Below are 22,218 nucleotides of genomic sequence, written 5' to 3' on the forward strand. Positions count from 1 at the left end.
ACAGTACGATAAATGAATCATAGGTCTTCACTTTCTCTTAGCTTATTCCCTGATAAGATACTTTTTTCATTGCCACATTGAAGAAAGTTTGAAAATCTCTAAATACCTTTGGATTTGCATAGGCAAGCTTTTAGATTATTGCTATAATGGCTGATGAATCTAAAAGCTTGCTTCTTTTATTTGATGAAAGAAACGACCTTTTTAAGAAAAGCATCGCTGTTTAACGAAAGTAGGAGGGAAAACATGGTTTTACGTTTTTTTCCACAAAAAGAAAAATACACACCTGAAAAAAGTGATCTGACGTTTGATCCAGAAGGGGCGATTCCGCAACACGTCGCCATCATCATGGATGGCAATGGCCGTTGGGCTCAGAATCGTCGTTTGCCGAGAGTAGCTGGGCATAAAGAGGGCATGGAGACGGTCAAAAAAATCACGAAATATGCCAATAAGCTAGGAATCAAGGTTCTAACCCTTTATGCGTTTTCGACAGAAAATTGGAAGCGTCCGGAAGAAGAGGTCAACTTTTTGATGCAGCTGCCGGTGGATTTTTTTGATACCTTCGTTCCAGAGTTGATCGAAGAAAACGTGCAGGTACGAGTGATGGGGTATGAAGAGTTTTTACCCGAACATACACAGGATGCAGTGAAAAGGGCGATTGAACAAACCGCGCAAAATGATGGCTTGGTTCTGAATTTTGCGCTGAACTATGGCAGTCGAGCAGAAATGGTCACGGCAATTCAAGAAATCGCTTCTGAAGTAAAAGCTGGGGGACTAGAAACGAAAAACATCACAGAAGAAACAGTATCTGATCATTTGATGACAGGATTTTTACCTAAGGAATTACGGGACCCTGAACTGGTGATCCGTACAAGTGGAGAAGAGCGGATCAGCAACTTTTTATTGTGGCAGCTGGCGTATAGTGAACTTTTCTTTACAAAAGCGTTATGGCCGGACTTCGACGGGAATCATTTGGAAACGGCGATCGCTTCTTTCCAAAAGCGGAATCGACGTTTCGGAGGATTGAACAAGGAGGATAAAAAATGAGACAACGTGTCATCACGGCTGTAGTTGCGTTAGCAATTTTTTTGCCAATTTTATATGTAGGAGGCATCGCTATTGAACTGACGGCGGCTGCTTTAGCAGGAGTCGGAGTTTATGAGCTGTTTCGTATGAAAGGGCTGGCTGTATTAAGCTTTGAAGGGGTTTTAGCGATTTTGGGTGCAGTCTTTTTGGTGCTCCCGGCAGAACGGTGGTTTCCATTTTTGGATGCATCTAGCAATTTTTTACTGTTTTATCTAGTTGTTATGATTTTATTAGGGATCTCAGTCATTTCGAAAAATGTTTATACGATCGATGAAGCGAGTTTTCCGATCGTGGCTAGTCTCTATGCGGGAGTCGGATTTCAAAATTTAGTAGTGGCTCGTTCGGAAGGGATCGCCATGGTGATTTTTGCCTTCTTTATTGTTTGGGCAACCGATATCGGGGCTTATATGGTGGGGCGGAAAGTTGGCAAGCATAAGCTATGGCCAGACATTTCACCTAATAAAACAGTCGAAGGCGCATTAGGAGGGATCGCCAGTGCAGTGATAGTGGCAGTGCTCTTTGTTCTAGTGCAGTCGAATCTGTTTCAGCAAAATCTGCTGACGATGATAGTCTTTACGATTGTCTTTTCAATCGTCGGCCAGTTCGGTGACTTGGTCGAATCGGCGATCAAGCGCCATTATGATGTAAAAGATTCTGGGAATATTCTGCCGGGACATGGCGGGATCCTTGATCGATTTGACAGTATGCTGTTTGTGTTTCCGATTATGCACTTATTTGGTATCTTTTAAAAAAGCTCTGTTGCAGAGCTTTTTTACTATTGCAAACGGCTTTGTCTATAAAGTGTGTGTTTTCTTGTAAAAATGATCGAATAATGATAGAACTACATATTAATTAAAAGGATTGTGATACACTTATCCTAAGAAAAAAATCGAAGGCGGTTTTACCATGCGTACAGTAATAACATTTTTAATTGTTTTTGGCGTATTAGTGATCGTGCATGAGTTTGGGCACTTTTTCTTTGCCAAACGTGCAGGGATTTTAGTCAGAGAATTTGCGATCGGAATGGGTCCAAAAATCTATGCTCATATGGGAAAGGACGGAACAACTTACACGCTGCGGTTGTTGCCAATCGGCGGGTATGTTCGAATGGCCGGTTTGGAGGACGAAGAGACCGATCTGAGTCCCGGTATGCCGTTATCTTTAGAATTAGATAAGCAAGGCAATGTTCAACGAATCAATGTAAGTAAAAAGGTGCAGCTGCCAAACAGTATACCTTTAGAATTGATCCGGGCTGATTTGTTGGATGAATTAACGATCAGCGGCTATGTTTATGGCGATGAAAGCCAGGAGACGACATACAAAGTCAACCATGAGGCAACCGTGATTGAAGAGAACGGTACAGAAGTGCGAATCGCACCGCGCGATGTCCAATTCCAATCTGCCAAGATCGGTTCGAGAATCTTGACCAATTTTGCTGGTCCAATGAACAATTTTATATTGACGGTTCTTTTATTCATTGCCCTAGCCTTCGTCCAAGGCGGCGTACCTGACTACGATACGAACCAGATCGGGACTGTCGAGCCCGATAGTCCTGCCATGAAAGCCGGACTAACAGACAACGCTGAGATTCTCAGTATCGATGATCAGCAGATCTCGAAATGGGAAGATCTTACAAAAGTTGTATCTAAAAATCCCGGTAAAGAATTGTCTGTTACAGCCGTACAAAATGGAAAACAAGAAACACTGATGCTTGTTCCGGAAGAACGAGAATCAAACGGAGAGAAAATCGGCATGATTGGTGTCGGCCTGCATATGAATACCAGTTTGGGAGCGAAATTGTTGAGCGGCTTTACTCAAACCTGGGATTTGATGGGCCGAATCTTTGAAGCACTCGGGTCCTTGTTTACCGGCTTCAGCCTAGACAAGCTTGGCGGTCCTGTCATGATGTACAAGCTCTCCTCAGAAGCAGCTCAACAAGGCGTTCGAACAGTTATCTATTTAATGGCTTTCTTGTCGGTGAATCTGGGAATCGTCAATCTTCTGCCTATTCCGGCTTTTGATGGAGGGAAAATTCTCTTGAACATCATTGAGGCCTTTCGAGGCAAGCCTTTGGATCCTGAAAAGGAAGGTATGATCACGATGGTCGGATTTGTTTTCATTATGGTCTTAATGATTTTAGTCACATGGAACGATATTTCTCGTTTCTTCTTTTAAGCAAAAGGTCGAAGCTGCTTCGACCTTTTTTCTAATGCAAAAATGCCTAAAAAAAGTTATACTGAATAGTACGTGAAAAAGTGAAGGAGATGTCATTTTGTCTGCAAATCGTGAGTTATTTGAGAATTTGCTTCGTCAAATCGAACTAGCAGAAGAGGACCAGCACCATCCGTCGATCCAACAAGCAGAGATCCGACAAGTGGTGGTCCATGAGAAGTCTCGTGTTTGGGAATTCTTTATTCAAACACCGGAGATTTTACCGGCGGAGCTGTACTATACCTTCCACCAAAAATTACGTTTGGCCTTTCAAGCGATTGCAAGTGTCAAATTACATATTGAGGCGCAGAATGCGGCTTTCAATGAGTCCCTGCTGCAGCAGTATTGGCGAATTGCGTTAAAAGATCAAGATTGCGATACTCCTTTGGTCAAGCAAGTCTTGGATAAGCCGCTTCCTCTATTGCAAGGAAAACGGATCGTGCTGTTGATCGACAATCAAACAGTGATCCCCTTTCTGAAGCAACAATACCTGCCATTAATTGAGGAACATCTTGTTTCATTCGGGTTTCCGAAGCTGCGGATCGATCCAGAGGTTGATGAAAAACAACAAGAACGTGTCCTGCAATTGTTCGAGGAAAGAAAACAAGAACAGGATGCCGTTTTCCAGGAACGTGCGGCAGAAAGTATTGCACAGTATGAATCAAAGAAAAAAGAAAAAGACAAAGCAACAATCGATGGACCGATCCAAATGGGTAGAAACATCCCGGCAGACGAAGCTATCACACCGATGAATACGATTATCGAGGAAGAGCGTCGGGTAACGATCGAAGGATTCATTTTTGACAAGGAAGTCCGAGAACTGCGCTCAAAACGTAAGATCCTAATCCTAAAAATGACCGATTACACCTCGTCCTTTGTGGTGAAAAAATTCTCCAATGGAGAGAAGGATGAACAGATTTTTGACGCAATCGCCAAAAACAGCTGGATTCGTGTTCGCGGAAGTGTACAAGAGGATACGTTCATGCGTGATCTGGTAATGAACGCGCAGGACATTCAAGAGGTCAAACATCCTGATCGTAAAGATTATGGTGAAGAAAAACGGGTCGAGCTGCATCTGCATAGCAATATGAGTACAATGGATGCGACAGCGAGCGTCAGCGATCTTGTTGCTCAAGCTGGGAAGTGGGGCCACAAAGCGATCGCTATCACTGATCACGGTGGTGCACAAGCTTTCCCTGATGCCCATGCAGCCGGCAAAAAGGCCGGCGTTAAAATTTTGTACGGGGTCGAAGCAAATGTGGTGGATGATGGTGTGCCGATTGCCTATAATGACAAGCATGAATCACTGACAGATGCAACCTATGTCGTGTTCGATGTGGAAACCACAGGACTTTCAGCTGTATACGATACGATCATCGAGCTGGCGGCTGTGAAAATGCATAAGGGAAATGTCATCGAGACCTTTGAAGAGTTCATTGATCCGGGCCATCGATTGTCAGAGACGACAGTCAATTTGACTGGGATCACGGATGAGATGGTTCGCGGCTCTAAATCGGAAAAAGAAGTGTTGTCCCTGTTTGAAAAATTTAGTGAAGACACTATTTTGGTTGCCCATAATGCAGCTTTTGATATCGGCTTTTTAAACACCAGCTATGTTCGTCATGGCATGGATGAGACGCCAAATCCAGTGATCGATACATTGGAATTAGCACGGTATTTGTATCCAGAATTCAAGCGTTTTGGATTGGGTGTTCTGACGAAAAAATTTGGTGTCAGTTTGGAGCAGCATCACCGAGCAGTTTATGATGCGGAAGCAACTGGACACCTGGCATGGATTTTTGTCAAGGAGGCTATGGAAAAACACCAGATGATGTATCATGACCAACTGAACGATCATGTTGGGGAGGGGGACTCTTATAAACGTGCACGGCCGTTTCATGTCACCCTGCTTGCGAAAAATCAAGCAGGATTAAAAGATCTATTTAAATTGATCTCGATGTCCAACGTGGAGTATTTTGAGCGTGTTCCACGGATCCCACGCTCGCAGCTGAAAAAACTGCGGGAAAACTTGTTGGTTGGTTCAGCCTGCGCACAAGGCGAGATTTTCGAAGCTATGATGCAAAAAGGCGTGGAAGAGGCGAAAAATCGTGCAGCTTTTTACGATTACATCGAGGTCATGCCCAAAGCGGTTTATGCGCCGCTGATTGAACAAGAACTGGTCAAAAATGAGGAAGATCTAGAGGATATTATTCGAAATTTGGTGAAGATCGGTGAAGAATTGGAGAAGCCAGTGGTTGCGACTGGTGATGTTCACTATTTAAATAAAGAGGACGCTATTTACCGTAAAATTTTGGTGGGTTCGATGGGTGGAGCTAATCCGTTGAATCGCCATAGCCTGCCGGAGGTCCATTTTAGAACGACGGATGAAATGCTGCAGGCGTTCCATTTCTTAGGCGAGGATCTGGCGAAGAAGCTGGTGATCGATAATACTAATCTGATTGCCGATACCTGCGAGGAAGTCATTCCTGTTAAGGATGAATTATATACTCCTAAGATTCCTGGTTCAGAAGATGAAATTCGGGCGTTGAGTTATGGACGAGCAAAAGAACTCTACGGTGATCCTTTGCCAGAAATCATTGAAAAACGCTTGAAAAAAGAATTGGATTCCATCATCGGAAACGGATTTTCAGTGATCTATCTGATTTCACAAAAGTTAGTGCATAAAAGTAATGAAGATGGATACTTAGTCGGTTCTCGAGGATCGGTCGGATCAAGTTTTGTGGCAACTATGACTGGGATTACAGAGGTCAACCCATTGCCGCCGCATTATTATTGTCCTGATTGTCAATACTCAGAATTCTTTGAGGATGGTTCTTACGGCTCTGGGTTTGATATGCCAGAAAAAGCTTGTCCTAAATGCGGTACGCGCTTAAACAAAGACGGCCATGACATTCCGTTTGAGACCTTCTTAGGCTTTCACGGCGACAAAGTGCCCGATATCGATTTGAACTTCTCTGGAGACTATCAAGCGGAAGCACACAACTATACTAAGGTGCTATTTGGTGAAGAGTACGTTTATCGTGCTGGAACGATTGGTACGGTGGCTGATAAAACAGCGTTCGGCTTTGTAAAGGGGTATGAAAGAGATCACAACCTGCAGTTACGCTCCGCAGAGATCGATCGTCTGGCAAAAGGTGCGACCGGAGTCAAACGAACCACCGGCCAGCACCCGGGAGGGATCATCGTTATTCCAGATTACATGGATGTTTATGATTTTACTCCGATTCAGTATCCAGCGGATGATCGGAATTCGGAATGGAAAACTACACACTTTGATTTCCACTCAATCCACGATAATGTTTTAAAACTGGATATCCTAGGACATGATGATCCGACGGTAATCCGGATGCTGCAGGATTTATCGGGAGTGGACCCAAAAACGATCCCAACTGATGACCCAGAGGTGATGAGGATTTTTGATGGTCCGCAGGTATTAGGAGTCGAACCAGAGCAGATCTATTCCAAAACCGGAACCTTAGGAATTCCTGAATTTGGGACGCGTTTTGTAAGGGGGATGCTGGAAGAAACGCACCCGTCCACCTTCGCGGAATTGCTGCAGATTTCTGGACTGTCTCACGGCACGGATGTTTGGTTGGGCAATGCAGAAGAGCTGATTCGTCGGGGAGAAGCTACCTTAGCAGATGTGATCGGTTGTCGGGATGATATCATGGTGTATTTAATGCACGCCGGACTGGAAAGTGGAATGGCCTTCAAAATCATGGAGACAGTGCGGAAAGGGCAATGGAACAAGATTCCAGACGAGCTGCGCGAGACTTACTTGACTGCTATGCGTGAAAATAATGTACCAGACTGGTACATCGATTCTTGTTCGAAAATCAAATACATGTTTCCTAAGGCCCATGCGGCAGCTTATGTGCTGATGGCGCTGCGGGTTGCTTATTTTAAAGTGTACTACCCAATCCTTTATTACTGTGCCTATTTCTCTGTTCGTGCCGATGACTTCGATCTGACTTCAATGGCTAAAGGAAAAGAGGCGGTCAAGGCCGCTATGAAGGCGATCACGGATAAAGGCATGGATGCGACAACAAAGGAGAAGAATCAGCTGACTGTTCTGGAGCTGTGCAACGAAATGCTGGAGCGCGATTATCATTTTGGCATGATCGATCTGTATAAATCAGATGCAGTAAATTTTGTGATTGATGGGGATACCTTGATTGCGCCATTCCGGGCAGTACCAGGCTTGGGTGCCAACGTGGCCAAACAAATCGTAGAGGCGCGAAAAGACGGGATCTTCCTTTCAAAGGAAGATTTAGCGAGCCGCGGCAAGGTTTCAAAAACACTGATCGAGTACATGGATACCCATGGTGTTTTAAAAGATTTACCGGATGAAAACCAGCTTTCATTGTTTGATATGTAAGAAGCAGAGGAACACAAGCAATAAATGAAAGAACTATTTCAAAATGAAAATGGTTCGGTTGAATTTTCATTCTATTTATGGTACTATAACAATGTAATCAGACACTGAGGTGAGTGAGCGGAATTTTCGCTCACTCTTTTTAATGGATTGAAAGCAAGAAGGAGGCCGACAGATTGAGCAGTGTAGTTGAAACAATTACCGACTTGGTGACGCCGATTTTGGATGAACAGCAGTTTGAATTGGTAGAAGTCGAATTTGTCAAAGAAGGAAAAAATTGGTTTTTAAGAGTGTTCATCGATAAAGAGGGCGGCATCGATATCGAGGAATGTGCATTTGTCAGCGAAAAATTAAGTGAAAAAATCGATCAGCTTGATCCTGATCCAATCCCACAGGCATACTTCCTGGAAGTATCATCTCCTGGCGCTGAACGTCCATTGAAAAAGGAAAAAGATTATCAGAATGCCATTGGAGAATATATTCACCTTTCACTGTATCAAAATGTTGATGGAGAGAAACAATATGACGGCTTTTTGAAGGAATTGACTACGGACCAGTTGACATTGACGGTCAAAATCAAAACACGTCAAAAGGACATCACTTTCGAACGCAGCAATATTGCGAAAGCTCGTTTGGCAATTGAGTTTTAAACAAAAAATAAGCGATACGACGATTCACGTATCAGCATTCATTGAAAAGTCGGTTTAATCGACAGGATGGATGTACTTCATACTTATGATAAAAATGAATCCTGCAATATGAACGAGGAGGAAAAACAATGAGTAAAGAAATGCTGAATGCATTAGACACTTTAGAAGCAGAAAAAGGAATTTCTAAAGAAATCGTCATTGAAGCATTGGAAGCAGCATTGGTATCTGCGTACAAACGTCATTATGGCCAATCGCAAAATGTTGAAGTCGAATTCAATGAAAAGAAAGGCGATATCCATGTTTACGCAGTAAAAGAAGTAACAGAAGAAGTAATGGATTCACAATTAGAGGTCTCGCTGAAAGATGCAATGGCAATCAATCCGGCCTATGAGATCGGTGATAAAATTCGTTTTGAAGTAACGCCGCGTGATTTTGGACGGATCGCTGCTCAGACGGCTAAACAGGTGATTTTGCAGCGAGTGCGCGAAGCCGAACGCAGTATTATCTACAATGAATACAGTGCCTATGAGAAAGATATCATGCAAGGAGTCGTCGAGCGTCAAGACAACCGTTATATTTATGTTAACCTCGGTAAGATCGAAGCGGTTCTTTCTAAGCAAGATCAAATGCCGAATGAACATTACCAGCCGCATGACCGAATCAAGGTGTATGTGTCTCGTGTAGAGAATACATCTAAAGGTCCACAAGTCTTTGTTAGCCGAAGCCATCCTGATTTGCTGCGCCGCTTATTTGAACAAGAGGTTCCAGAGGTATATGATGGTATCGTAGAGATCGTCAGCATTGCCCGTGAAGCCGGAGACCGTGCGAAAGTCGCTGTTCGTTCGAATGATCCGAACATTGATCCTGTGGGAACGTGTGTCGGGCCCAAAGGCCAACGGGTTCAGGCGATCGTCAATGAATTAAAAGGCGAAAACATGGATATCGTCGAGTGGGATGAAGATCCAGCGGTGTTTATCGCAAACTCCTTGAATCCAGCGCAAGTTGAGGATGTTATCTTCGATACAGAGAATCCGAAAGTATGTACAGTAGTCGTGCCTGATTACCAACTGTCCTTAGCGATCGGAAAACGTGGTCAAAATGCACGTCTTGCAGCGAAATTGACAGCCCACAAAATCGACATTAAAGCAGAGTCGGACATGGAAGAATTCTATGCGAATTATGTAGAAGACGATTATGAGGAACTGCCTGAAGAGTTTGCGGCAGATGAAGAGCTGTTGGAGAGCACACCTGATTTGACGGATGATGATAGTGAAAATGCAGTATTTGAGGAAGGCGAAGAATAACCAAGGGGGCCAGCTAAGATGAAAAAAAGAAAAGTTCCTTTGCGAAAATCGGTCGTTTCTGGTGAAATGAAACCAAAAAAAGAATTGATCCGTATCGCTAAGTCGAAGGAAGGCGAAGTGTCGATCGATCCGACTGGAAAGAAACCAGGAAGAGGGGCGTATGTCGCTCTAGAGCCTGAAGAAGTAAAAGAAGCTTGGAAGAAAAAAATCTTAGATCGAGTCTTGGATATCGAATTGACAGAGGATTTTTATCAAGAACTTTTAGACTATGTGACTCATCAAAAAGCCAGAAAAGAGCTTTTTGGTAATGAATAGAGACAAGGCGCTAAACATGTTAGGTTTAGCCATGCGTGCAGGCAAACTGATCACTGGTGAAGAAATGACGATCAATGAGATTCGAAAAAACAAGGTCAAGTTGGTCATAGTCGCTTCAGACGCCAGTGAAAATACGAAAAAAAAGGTGACAGACAAAAGCAAGTTTTATCAAACGGCATATCTGATGGACTTTTCGGAAAGTGAGCTGACCAATGCGATCGGCAGGCCGCGAAAGGTCATCGGTGTAATGGATACAGGATTTGCCGAAAGGATCGTGTCGTTAATAAAAGGTTAGGAAGGTGATTGCATGGGAAAAAAACGAGTATACGAATTTGCCAAGGAAATTAATCAATCAAGTAAGGAAGTTGTGGAGCGAGCGAACAAGCTAGGGATCGATGTCTCAAACCACATGGGTGCATTGTCGAGTGATGATGAGTCCAAATTGAAGCAAGCTTTTTCAAGCAAATCGTCGCAACAAGCAAATACTCAAGCAAAACCATCAGCTAACCAGCACGAAAAACCGAAGTTTAGAAGTTCAAGAAACAATCCGAAATTTCAAAATAGAAAAGCAAACCAAGAAGCCGCTAGACAGACGGGTGGTTATTCACAACAGCGATCAACCAGTAATCAACACGGCCAAGGACAACAATCCAGCAATCAAGGTAGACAGGGGCAAAGACCAATAAATAATCAAAATCAAAGACCAACTAACCAAGGTGGACAAAACCAACGTCCAGCAAATAATCAAGGTCAACGACCAACTAATCAAGGCGGACAGAATCAACGTCCAGCAAATAATCAAGGCCAACGACCAACTAACCAAGGCGGACAAAACCAACGTCCAGCAAACAATCAAGGCCAACGACCAAACAACCAAGGCGGACAGAATCAACGTCCAGCAAATAATCAAGGCCAACGACCAGCTAATCAAGGTGGACAAAATCAACGTCCAGCAAATAATCAAGGTCAACGACCAGCTAATCAAGGTGGACAAAATCAACGTCCAACGAATAATCAAGGTCAGCGACCAAACAACCAAAGTGGACAGAACCAACGTCCAGCGAACAATCAAGGTCAACGACCAAACAACCAAGGCGGACAAAACCAACGTCCAGCGAATAACCAAAGTCAACGACCAAGTACTCAAGGCGCACAAGGCCAACGTTCGAACAGCCAGGGCGGCGGGCAAGCAAACCGGAATAAAAACAACAATTACGGAAACCAAAACCGTAACAGTTATGGCGGCAACAATAATTTCCGCAATAAGAACAAATTTAATAAAAAAGGCAAGAAAGGCAAACAGCAGCAAAGTCAGAAACCTGCTGTACCGCCACGTAAATTCCGTGAGCTGCCTGAAATCCTTGAATATACAGAAGGAATGAACGTAGCAGACATCGCGAAGAAAATCTATCGCGAACCAGCAGAGATTATCAAAAAGCTATTCATGTTAGGTGTGATGGTCAACCAAAACCAACCATTAGACAAGGATACGATCGAGCTGTTAGCAACGGATTACGGCATTGAGCCGCAAGAGAAAGTCCAAGTGGATATTGCCGACATCGACCGCTTCTTTGAAGTAGAAGAAGTGAACGAGGAAAATCTGGTTCCGCGTCCGCCCGTTGTAACGATCATGGGACACGTTGACCACGGGAAAACAACTTTGCTTGATACCTTGCGTCATTCACGAGTAACCAGTGGAGAAGCAGGCGGAATCACACAGCATATTGGTGCCTATCAAATTGACATCAACGGCAAGCCAATCACGTTCTTGGATACACCAGGACACGCGGCATTTACCAGCATGCGTGCGCGTGGAGCAAGTATCACGGATATTACCATCCTAGTGGTGGCAGCTGATGATGGTGTTATGCCGCAGACTATTGAGGCGATCAACCATGCGAAGGCTGCAAAAGTTCCGATTATCGTTGCAGTCAATAAAATCGATAAACCAGGTGCGAATCCAGAGCGGGTCATGCAAGAATTGAGTGAACGTGAGTTAGTGCCAGAAGCGTGGAGCGGCGATACGATCTTTGTTGAAATTTCAGCGAAATTCAATCAAAACATTGAAGAATTACTAGAGATGATTTTATTGGTAGCTGAAGTAGAAGATCTGAAGGCTGACCCAACTCAAAATGCGATCGGCACAGTGATCGAAGCACGTTTGGATAAAGGAAAAGGCCCAGTAGCGACCTTACTTGTTCAACAGGGGACGTTAAAAGTCGGTGATCCAATTGTTGTGGGAGACACCTATGGACGCGTTCGGGTAATGACCAATGACATTGGCCGCAGAGACAAAACTGCTGGTCCGGCAACCCCAGTTGAGATTACTGGTCTGAATGATGTGCCACAAGCCGGCGATCGTTTCGCCGTATTCGCAGATGAAAAAACAGCGCGTGCAGCTGGGGAAGAGCGTGCAAAACGTGCATTGCTCGAACACCGCAGTGCCAATGCTCGTGTGACGCTTGATACCTTGTTTGAATCACTCAAAGAAGGCGAATTGAAAGCTGTAAATGTCATCATCAAGGCAGACGTACAAGGATCTGCAGAAGCACTGGCGGCGTCTCTGCAAAAGATCGATGTTGAAGGTGTTCGTGTCAATATCGTCCATTCTGCGGTCGGCGCAATCAATGAAAGTGATGTAACCCTTGCAGCAGCAAGTAACGCAATCATCATTGGGTTCAATGTGCGTCCTACACCACAGGCCAAACAACAGGCGGATGGGGAAGAAGTGGATATTCGTTTGCATCGAATCATTTATCAAGCGATCGAAGAAATCGAAACAGCGATGAGAGGGATGCTTGATCCTGAATACGAAGAAAAAATCACTGGTCAAATGACGGTTCGTGAAACATATAAGGTATCGAAAGTCGGCATCATTGCAGGTTGTTATGTCAACGAAGGCAGCATTTCTCGTGACAGCGGTGTTCGTGTCATCCGTGACGGTATCGTAATTTTTGAAGGCAAACTTGCTAGCTTGAAACGTTTCAAAGATGACGTGAAGGAAGTCAAAATGGGCTACGAGTGTGGTGCCATGGTTGAAAACTTTAACGATCTAAAAATTGATGATGTGATCGAAGCCTTTGTGATGCAAGAAATCAAAAAAGCGTAGAGAAGGAGGCATTTCTTATGCCAAACTATCGTGATCGTCGCGTAGCGCAAGAAATTTTAAAAGAAGTCAATGACATTTTGCGCAAACGGGTTCGTGACCCGCGCGTCCAAAATGTCAATATCACCGATGTCCATGTAACCGGAGATCTGCAGCAAGCTACGATCTATTACAGCTTGTTGTCAGATAAGGCATCAGAAAAACAAAAAGCGCAGGAAGGGTTAGATAAAGCGAAAGGATTAGTTCGCCGTGAATTAGGTAAAGCCTTATCGATTTACAAGACCCCTGAATTATTATTTGAGTTAGATGAATCAGTAGAATATGGTTCAAAAATCGACCAAATGATTCGCGATCTGCATAAAGAGTAACGATCATGAAACCTAGGCCGTGTGGTCTAGGTTTCTTTTTACTTTTTGATTATTTTCACAGCAGTATTCTTGAATATCTGTTAAAGTTGCTCTAAAATGGTCGAGCAGAGAGGATAGAGAAACATGACGACTGAATTTGAGGAACGCATGCAACAACTGCATGCGGCGTATAAAGAATTTTCACCAGAAGAACGGAAATACTTGCTCCAACAAATCAAAAGAAACAACTTTTTGCTGTTTCGTAAAACAGAGCGGATCAAACATGATCTCTTGCGAATGGAAGCCAGGAGAGCACAACTGTCATTGGATGAGAACTCAGAGGAATTGAGCCAGCTGGAAGATAAAATCATCGCGAAAAAAACAGTTTTTCTGAAATGCTTAGCTGAAGCGAGAACCAAATGTCAGGGGCGTCAATAAGTGCTGCTGATTGAAATAATTATTTTTCTGGCGATCACCATCACCTTATCCAATGTTTTAGCGAAAGTGCTTCCGACAGTACCTATGTTTATGATCCAAATCGTTCTAGGCATTTTGCTGGGATTAACTGAAATTGGGCGATCGATCAATTTCCAACCAGAAGTTTTTTTGGTCATGATCATCGCTCCGTTGTTGTTTCACGAAGGTGAGACTGCAGATATTCCGGCGATTTTAGAGCATTATGGTGCAATCATCTTTCTGGCGTTTGGCGGAGTGATCCTGACGCTCTTTAGCATCGGGTTGGTTACTCATCAACTGCTGCCGACATTGCCTTTAGCTGCATGTCTGGCTTTTGGTGCGGCTTTAGGACCTACCGACGCAGTTGCAGTGAAATCTTTAGCGCAACGTTTGAGAATGCCAGGAGCAGTGATGCATATTTTAGAAGGAGAAGGCTTGCTGAATGATGCTTCCGGGGTTACTGCTTTTCAATTTGCTGTCGCAGCATTGGTTACGGGCCAGTTTTCCGCTGCAGACGCTTCATTTTCGCTTCTAACCTCGACACTAGGAGGCGTTTTAGCAGGGGTCATCGTTGTGTACGTCAAAAGACAATTGGTCCAACTGATTGAACGAATCTCCGCAAAGGATATCACGGGCTACTTACTAATCGAATTGACCCTGCCTTTTTTGGCATATTTAGCAGCGGAGCTTCTTCATTCTTCTGGGATCATTGCAGCAGTAGTCTGCGGAGTATTGGAGTCTCGCGGATTCAGAAAAATCACGTTGTTTGATGCAGAACTCTCCAATGTTAAGGAGACAACCTGGCAGACGATTAGTTTCACCTTAAATGCATTGGTCTTTTTATTCTTAGGGATCGAATTGTCTCAGGTTTTTTCACCTATTTGGAACAGTCGTACGTACTCAAATGTACATCTGTTTTTGATTATCGGCGTACTCACAGCCCTTCTATTTATCATCCGGTATTTATTCATTACTCTGTTTTATTTGATCACCAAAGGCTTTAAATTAACAAGACAGTATTTCCGAGAGCGACTGATTTTAACAGTTGGCGGTGTCAAAGGGACAGTCAGTATTGCGACTATTTTTATTCTGCCGACTACAATCAATGGGATGGACTTCCCTGAACGTTCATTGTTGCTGTTCATGACAGCCTGTGTCACCTTCTTAAGTTTGATCGTCGGCATGATCTTGCTGCCATTACTTGCAGATGGTGAAAAAGAGGTGGCACCAAACTTTCGCCAAGCCCAAATCTATCAACAAGTAATCGAGACATTGAGAAATGGAATCGAGACAGAGCAGTTGTCGGAGAAAGAAATCTTCGCAACACAGGCAGTGATTACTAACTATCAGGAACGTATTCAAGAGCTGTACACGGAGACGATGTCGAAAAGTGTGCAGCAAGAATTTCAGGAGATCCAAGCTTTGATTATTTCAGTAGAGCGGGATGGATTAGACGAAAGCTATCGACGACAATTGATCGATCAAGAAGGCTATCGAATGTATTACCGCTTTGTTGCCCGTTTTCAACAGACAGTTTCCCGTCAAATCTTGTCTTTTATTGGGTTTTGGCTGATTTTCGTTCGACGCTTTCTTAGAGTCGTTTTTCATCCGCTGCTGTTTTGGAAACGGCGCCGATTTAATCAAAGGACCGGATTATTTGATCGACAAGACCTCTCTATGGTAAAGAAAGTCTTTTTGCGCAACAGCCAGACAGTTTTGTCTAGTTTGGATAATTTGCGGGATGTGTACGACGAAGAACTGATCGATTTCTTTATTGCTGAGCGAGAAAATCTAATGGATCAAGTAAAAAAAAGGGGGCTTATTGGCACACTTTTCATTCAACAGGATCCCATGTATACAAAGGAATTGTTGAGGGGATATTATTTGGAAAGAAAAGTGATCGATGAGTATGAAAGCACAGAAGAAATTTCGACCTTTGAAGCCAACAATTATCGGCACAGGGTTAATCTGCTGGAATCTTATACGATGCGCCAGCCTTCGGATCCGCCGCTTCGATTTATTGCGAAAAAAAATAAAAAATAAGACACCCCTCATTCTTGAGAACGAACTTTGCGAACGAAAGCAAAGAAGACTTCCTGATTGAGGGTTTTTCTTTGTTTTTTCTACTTTTCGATATGGTATAATGGCAACGTTGAAATTTCTTGAAACGGAGTAGATCAATGGACGGAATTTTACCTTTATGGAAAGAGCGCGGTATGACCAGCCACGACTGTGTCTTTAAACTACGCAAAATCCTGAAAATGAAAAAAATCGGTCACGGAGGCACCTTGGACCCCGATGTCGACGGAGTATTGCCGATTTGTATTGGCAAGGGAACCAAAGTAATCGAATACTTGCAGGAAAACGGCAAAATTTACGAGGGAGAGATTACATTAGGTTTTTCGACAACGACTGAAGACAGCAGTGGTGATCTCGTCGAAAAACAACCGGTCACCGAGGCTGTTTCGATCGAAGAGATCGATCAAGCGATGCGGCATTTTATTGGAGAAATCACTCAAGTGCCTCCTATGTATTCTGCAGTTAAGGTCAACGGGAAACGGCTATATGAGTATGCCAGGGCCGGGGAAAGTGTGGAGCGTCCGATACGAACAACAAAGATCGAAGTCTTCGATCGTATCAGTGCTCCTGTTTATGACCATGAACGACAAATCCAATCCTGGCGTTTTCGAGTGACTTGCGGCAAGGGAACGTATGTCAGAACATTGGCTGTTGATTTGGGTAAAGCGTTGGGCTTTCCAGCGCATATGTCTGATTTGACCCGTCTAGCCAGCGGTGGTTTTTCTGTTGGGCAGGCGGTAACGTTAGAACAAGTCAAAAAACACATGGAGCAAAATACCTTAAATGAGATCTTGCAACCAATCGAACAAGCGGTGGTAGAATTTCCTCGCGTCGATCTGACAGAAGAATTATGGGAGATGGTGAAAAACGGCCGTCCCATGACAGCTAAAATGCTCGGTGCAGCAAATACAGCAGCAGATTTAACGGCTGTTTTTTACCAAGACCGTTTAGTGAGTCTGTATGGAAAACTTCCAGATAAAGCAGGGCTATTAAAACCTGTGAAAGTGATACGAAATGAATAGGAGAATCGGTTAGTTATGGAAATCATCAAATTGCATCATCCTTATCATCCCTCTGAGATTCCAGCTGAAGAGGTCGTCATGGTTTTAGGCTTTTTTGACGGCGTCCATAAAGGCCATCAAGAGGTTATTCAAACAGGAAAAAGAATTGCACAAAAAAGAGAACTAAAATTGGCTGTAATGACCTTCAATCAGCATCCTGCAGTTGTTTTTCAGAAAGTCGACCAGCATCCGATCCATTATTTATCAAACTTGAACCAAAAGGAACGCTTGATGGAACAATTAGGCGTCGATTATTTGTACGAAGTAGCCTTTACTTCTGCTTTTGCTGCGCAATCACCGCAGGAGTTTGTGGATCGATACATTGTTGATTTGCACGGAAAGGTTGCTGTTTCTGGTTTTGATTATACCTATGGCAAGGGAGCCGAAGCAGACGTAGCCCATCTGCCGATTTATGCCAAGGAACGTTTCGATGTAGTGACGGTTCCTAAACAAATCGATCATGACGAGAAAATCAGTTCATCTAGGATCCGACGCCTGTTGAATGAAGGAAACATGGAGGAAGCGAATCATCTGCTGGGCTATATCTATGAAACCAACGGAATCGTGATCCACGGAGATGCCCGAGGAAGAGAATTAGGCTATCCGACCGCCAATATCCAGATCGAGAATGACATGACTCTGCCAAAAATGGGTGTTTATGCCAACAAGGTATTGGTCAATGGAGAATGGTATATCGGAATGGGCTCGATCGGACGCAACGATACCTTTGAACCAAATCGAAAAATCACCGTGGAGATCAATCTTTTAGACTTCGATCAAAATATCTATGGGGAAGAAGTGAATGTCCGCTGGTATTCTCTTTTAAGAGACCAAGTCAAATTTGAATCCGCTGAAAAGCTAATTGAACAATTGAAGATAGATGAAAACAATACTAGAGATTATTTTTTGCAGCATTGATCTATCTTGTCTGATTAGACCTGAATTCTTTGGCCAAAAGAGTTCAGGTTTTTTCTATACCATTAAAAAATGAATAGAAGTGATCTTTATTCTCAATGTTATTGAATAGCAAAAGCGAAAATCATAACCGAAGATTCGAAAAGCTATTCCATTCTTTTGAATGATGATTGCGGAAGAGAGCAAAAATGCCACCGATTTACGAAAGCGTATCTCTCAGGTTAGAAACAGAAGACGACTGCATAAGGTGACGTTGTCTTCTGTTTTTGCACGGTAGTGAGGAGAAGAACTGTATTTGCGAAAAAAATCTAATTGATGACGTCATGATGAGGACTGTTACCAATAATCTATTAGTTTTGGGGAACTGCAAGACGATTATCAACTGTATGTTGTTTTAAGCAGGAAAGCAGCATACGGAGACCATGAACCAGCGAGGCGGCGGAAATTTTGCCAAGTCCATCGCTGCATTTTGCGGATGTTTACACGTCACGGGCAGTAATATCCGCTTTTAGAACATAGATACCGATCGCTTTCTTTTGCTGAGAAGAGAAACAAAGAAAACGAGTGAAGCCATTAAAATGCAAGGAATGATCTCAAACTGTACAGGAGTGATCGCATGTCCTTTGAGATAAATAAACGCCCCCAGTATTTCGGTCCACAAAAAGGCAAAGAAGAAGGAACCTATCCAAACGCGTTTACGAATAGGCGTTCTCTTGATTTGAATCAGGCAGCAGCTTAAAAAATGAGTAAACAGCCAAGCAAGCAGAAAACTGAAAGGGCCTGATCGTAAAACCGGCAGATGGAAGCCATTGCCAATTTCATATAGAATAATGATCACTATTGGATGAATGAAATAGTAATATTGAGAACATCGTCGAAGCTTGTCAGTAGGAAAAGAAAAGTGATACCGGCTTGTTGCACCTGTTAAAAATAGAAGAAAGCTAAATGGCACTAATATAATTAAAAAATTGCAATCTAAACGGTTCAATTGAAAAGCAAACAGACCTTCTAAAATGAGAAACAAGCCAACAGGGAACAGCCAGCGCTTAAACAACTCTCTTTTCAGAAACAATTCATGTTGGTGATCAAAGATATAAAATCCAACAGTCGTGAAGATCAGTCCATAAAATAGACCGTTTCGCGTTGTAAAAAAGAGTTGAATAAACTGATCGAAGAATTGCCTAAATGCAGAGACAGTAATCAACTCATAATACGTTTCAAAACTGCCGAAGAGATAGAACAATCCTGCTATTAAGAACACTGCTTTATAGGATAGTCGTTTTAAGAGGTGGTCAACGAGTACCAGCGAAAGCATCAATGCTGGGATATACCAAAGATGATAATAGGTGCCAATGTAGCCAAGACCAAAAAGCAAGGCAAAGGGATACATCGCCTGGCTGATTTGCAAATTTTGATGAAGCCAATCTAAGCCGATCGGTATGAATAAGAAGCTCCACAGCAGATAATTTTTCCCCATAGAAAAGAGCTTCTGTTTGAAATAATTTGGCTGGTCGATGGTTTTCTTACGGATAAAATAGGCACCGCTGATAAAGAAAAATGGGACAGCTAGTCGACAAAGAATGTTTTGAATGAAGAAATTTGCAAGAGGATGCCCCAGCATCGTCCCACAATGGACACAAATCACGAGTAGTGCTGCAGCAAATTTCATCACGTTTAACATTGAATAATTGATCGAATACTGCTTTTCCATGATCAATCCCTCCTTCTTCTTTCCTGACAAGCTAAGTGTATAAAGAAAACCTCCGGAGAACATCCAACCAGAGACTGAATATTCTCTAAGACAAACTCACCGTTGACTCTCCAGTTACGGTAGACTTTATACTACAGGAAAGGGGGAGTGACATGAATTCGTTGAAATTAACAGAAGTGTCCCAAAACAATTTAAAAAAGATCTCTTTGGAGCTGCAGAAGAATCAACTGATCGTTTTTACAGGAGTATCTGGATCGGGAAAATCTAGTTTAGTCTTTGATACAATCGCAGCCGAAGCACAAAGGCAAATGAACGCGAACTATCCAGCGTTCGTCCGAAATCGAATGCCGAAATACCGGAAGCCGAAAGTGATGAGAATTGAAAATCTTAACCCAGCTGTCGTAGTGGACCAATCACCTTTAGGAGGAAATCAGCGTTCGACGGTAGGGACGATCACGGAAATCTCCAGCTTGCTGCGTCTGCTGTATTCTCGAATCGGAGAACCTGCTGGACGATCCGCAAGCCAATTCTCTTTTAACCATCCTCAAGGAATGTGCCAGGAATGTTCAGGATTAGGTCAAGTCAACGTCATCAACATAGATCGTCTGATTGATCACGAAAAAACATGGAACGAAGGCCCTGTTCGTGATGGCAAGTTCGCTGTAGGGACTTGGTACTGGAAGCAATATGCGGCAGCAGAATACTTCGAGAATGATGTTGCGTTGAAGGATTTAACTCAAAACCAATGGAATCAGTTGATGTACGGACACCCTGAGAAACTGGCGCCAATCAATCCGAAATTAGAGGGTATCTACCGAAATTATGAGCGCATTTTATTAAAGCGCGATCTCTCCGCATATGGAAAACACTACGAAGAAAAACAAAAGGAATTGGTCGTTCAAACAGTTTGTCCTCAATGTCGCGGTCAGAGATTATGTGAAGAGTCCTTATCAGTAAAAATCAAAGGGAGATCTATTGCTGATTGTGTTCAGATGGACATGAATGAGTTTCTGGACTTTTTGAAAAGCTTAGACCAGCGTACAGTTTCAGAGGTGATTGAAGAATTGATCCAGCAAGTCCAACGGTTGATTGATATCGGACTGGATTATCTGCATTTGGATCGTCAAACTCCTACACTCTCTGGTGGCGAAGCGCAACGTGTAAAGCTGGTCAAACACATGGGCAGCTCTCTAAATGGCATGATTTATATTTTTGATGAACCTAGTACAGGGATGCACGCAAGAGACGTTTCTAGAATCAACCAACTCATGCAAAGTCTTAGGGATAAAGGAAATACAGTTCTAGTGGTTGAGCATGATCCTGATGTGATCGCGGTAGCGGATGAAGTAATTGATATTGGTCCTCTTGCAGGCAAAGACGGAGGTGAGGTCGTCTTTCAAGGAAGCTACATGGAACTTTTGACATCAGATTGCCTGACTGGCAAAGAAATTCGGCAGTCTCGTCCAGTAAATCGTTCTACTAGAAAATGGCAGGAGAGTATCAAAATCAAGAACGCCACATTACACAACTTGAAAAATGTGACGGTAGAGATTCCAAAACATATTTTGACCGTTATCACAGGAGTTGCTGGCTCAGGAAAATCTAGCTTGATCACAAAGGTCTTGCCAGAACAAGCCGCAGAAACCATCAAGATCATCGATCAATCACCCATTAAAGCAACTAATCGAGCGACACCTGTCACTTATTTAGGGATCTATGATGAGATTCGCCGTTCCTTCTCAAAAGCGAACAATACAGATATCGGGATGTTCAGCTTTAACTCTAAGGGAGCCTGTCCTATTTGCAAAGGCAAAGGTGAAACGACTGTAGAATTGGTTTTTATGGATCCCGTAATTAATGAATGTGAGAGCTGCCAAGGAAAGCGATTTTCGAATAAAGCACTGAGTTATACCTATCAAGGGAAATCGATTATCGATGTGTTGGCCATGACGCCTAAAGAGGTCCAAAAGCTTTATTATCAAACAGGCAGTAAACGGTTGTTAGAGAAGCTGCAGGCGATGATCGATACTGGTCTGACTTATCTGCCAATCGGACGCTCACTGTCTTCACTTTCTGGAGGCGAACGCCAACGGTTAAAACTAGCGAAAGCCATCGATCAGAAAGAGACATTGTTTGTGCTAGACGAGCCCACGACTGGATTGCACTTATCCGATATAAAGAAATTAAACGAGTTATTCCAAAGAATTGTAAACAAAGGAAATACGCTGATTATTATCGAACACCACAGCGAGGTCATCAAATCTGCTGATTGGGTTATCGATGTGGGACCAGAAGGGGGGATTAACGGAGGTGAAATTGTTTTTAGCGGTACACCAGAAGAACTGCTTCTCAGTGGTACGATCACAGGAAACTATTTAGCTCAAAGTATGGTCAAAGCAGTTAAAGAAGAAGTTGATCAATTAAAAGCAACCAAACACCTAACAAATGAAGTTTCAATGGTGAGTAGTAAAAAGGTCTAAGAAATTGAGACGAGCGACTGAGCGACGTGCTTGCAAAATCGAGAACTGACATGAGAACAGATTTGAAGTAGACGATAGCAGGATGACTATCGTCTACTTTTATG

Annotated in this window: 16 protein-coding genes; 15 read left to right on the forward strand and 1 reads right to left on the reverse strand. The window is 43.1% G+C overall.

Annotated elements, in window-relative coordinates:
• Nucleotides 1–243: 243 nt before the first annotated feature.
• From uppS to ribF, 14 genes are all read left to right on the forward strand, one after another.
• Complete coding sequence (gene uppS / locus NRIC_RS03115) at nucleotides 244–1,044, forward strand: undecaprenyl pyrophosphate synthase (protein WP_146621245.1); 801 nt, start codon at nucleotides 244–246, stop codon at nucleotides 1,042–1,044.
• Entirely contained in the window at nucleotides 1,041–1,832 is a 792-nt protein-coding gene (locus NRIC_RS03120; protein ID WP_146621246.1) for a phosphatidate cytidylyltransferase, read from the forward strand. The genes uppS and NRIC_RS03120 overlap by 4 nt, the downstream gene beginning before the upstream one ends.
• A gap of 157 nt (nucleotides 1,833–1,989) precedes the next feature.
• The gene (rseP, locus tag NRIC_RS03125) at nucleotides 1,990–3,258 is read left to right on the forward strand and encodes an RIP metalloprotease RseP (RefSeq protein ID WP_146621247.1); all 1,269 of its coding nucleotides are present in this window, start codon (nucleotides 1,990–1,992) and stop codon (nucleotides 3,256–3,258) included.
• Between the two features lie 97 nt (nucleotides 3,259–3,355).
• Nucleotides 3,356–7,693, forward strand: a complete 4,338-nt coding sequence (locus NRIC_RS03130) for a PolC-type DNA polymerase III (RefSeq protein WP_146621248.1) — start codon at nucleotides 3,356–3,358, stop codon at nucleotides 7,691–7,693.
• Nucleotides 7,694–7,866: 173 nt separating this feature from the next.
• On the forward strand, nucleotides 7,867–8,340 hold the full coding sequence (gene rimP / locus NRIC_RS03135) for a ribosome maturation factor RimP (RefSeq protein ID WP_146621249.1): 474 nt from the start codon (nucleotides 7,867–7,869) through the stop codon (nucleotides 8,338–8,340).
• Between the two features lie 128 nt (nucleotides 8,341–8,468).
• The gene (gene nusA / locus NRIC_RS03140; protein ID WP_146621250.1) at nucleotides 8,469–9,644 is read left to right on the forward strand and encodes a transcription termination factor NusA; all 1,176 of its coding nucleotides are present in this window, start codon (nucleotides 8,469–8,471) and stop codon (nucleotides 9,642–9,644) included.
• Nucleotides 9,645–9,662: 18 nt separating this feature from the next.
• On the forward strand, nucleotides 9,663–9,959 hold the full coding sequence (rnpM, locus tag NRIC_RS03145; protein ID WP_146621251.1) for an RNase P modulator RnpM: 297 nt from the start codon (nucleotides 9,663–9,665) through the stop codon (nucleotides 9,957–9,959).
• Complete coding sequence (locus NRIC_RS03150) at nucleotides 9,952–10,254, forward strand: YlxQ-related RNA-binding protein (RefSeq protein ID WP_146621252.1); 303 nt, start codon at nucleotides 9,952–9,954, stop codon at nucleotides 10,252–10,254. The genes rnpM and NRIC_RS03150 overlap by 8 nt, the downstream gene beginning before the upstream one ends.
• A 12-nt stretch (nucleotides 10,255–10,266) precedes the next feature.
• Complete coding sequence (gene infB / locus NRIC_RS03155; RefSeq protein WP_146621253.1) at nucleotides 10,267–13,068, forward strand: translation initiation factor IF-2; 2,802 nt, start codon at nucleotides 10,267–10,269, stop codon at nucleotides 13,066–13,068.
• Nucleotides 13,069–13,085: 17 nt separating this feature from the next.
• A complete protein-coding gene (gene rbfA / locus NRIC_RS03160) occupies nucleotides 13,086–13,433 on the forward strand; it encodes a 30S ribosome-binding factor RbfA (RefSeq protein ID WP_146621254.1) in 348 nt (115 codons plus the stop codon).
• 123 nt (nucleotides 13,434–13,556) lie between these two features.
• Nucleotides 13,557–13,850 (forward strand): hypothetical protein, encoded by a 294-nt coding sequence (locus NRIC_RS03165; RefSeq protein ID WP_146621255.1) that lies wholly within the window; start codon nucleotides 13,557–13,559, stop codon nucleotides 13,848–13,850.
• Nucleotides 13,851–15,911, forward strand: coding sequence for a cation:proton antiporter (locus tag NRIC_RS03170; RefSeq protein WP_146621256.1), 2,061 nt, complete (start codon nucleotides 13,851–13,853; stop codon nucleotides 15,909–15,911).
• Nucleotides 15,912–16,048: 137 nt separating this feature from the next.
• Nucleotides 16,049–16,969, forward strand: coding sequence for a tRNA pseudouridine(55) synthase TruB (gene truB, locus NRIC_RS03175; RefSeq protein WP_146621257.1), 921 nt, complete (start codon nucleotides 16,049–16,051; stop codon nucleotides 16,967–16,969).
• Between the two features lie 15 nt (nucleotides 16,970–16,984).
• Complete coding sequence (ribF, locus tag NRIC_RS03180; RefSeq protein ID WP_146621258.1) at nucleotides 16,985–17,926, forward strand: riboflavin biosynthesis protein RibF; 942 nt, start codon at nucleotides 16,985–16,987, stop codon at nucleotides 17,924–17,926.
• 505 nt (nucleotides 17,927–18,431) lie between these two features.
• Here the strand turns inward: ribF and NRIC_RS03185 are convergent.
• Nucleotides 18,432–19,634: an acyltransferase family protein gene (locus NRIC_RS03185; protein WP_146621259.1), complete on the reverse strand. Its 1,203-nt coding sequence runs from the start codon at nucleotides 19,632–19,634 to the stop codon at nucleotides 18,432–18,434.
• A 152-nt stretch (nucleotides 19,635–19,786) separates the two neighbouring features.
• On the opposite strand from NRIC_RS03185, the gene NRIC_RS03190 reads away from it, so the two are divergent.
• Nucleotides 19,787–22,114, forward strand: a complete 2,328-nt coding sequence (locus tag NRIC_RS03190; RefSeq protein WP_146621260.1) for an ATP-binding cassette domain-containing protein — start codon at nucleotides 19,787–19,789, stop codon at nucleotides 22,112–22,114.
• Nucleotides 22,115–22,218: the final 104 nt, after the last annotated feature.

This window comes from Enterococcus florum (assembly GCF_004309355.1).
Lineage (GTDB): Bacteria > Bacillota > Bacilli > Lactobacillales > Enterococcaceae > Enterococcus_A > Enterococcus_A florum.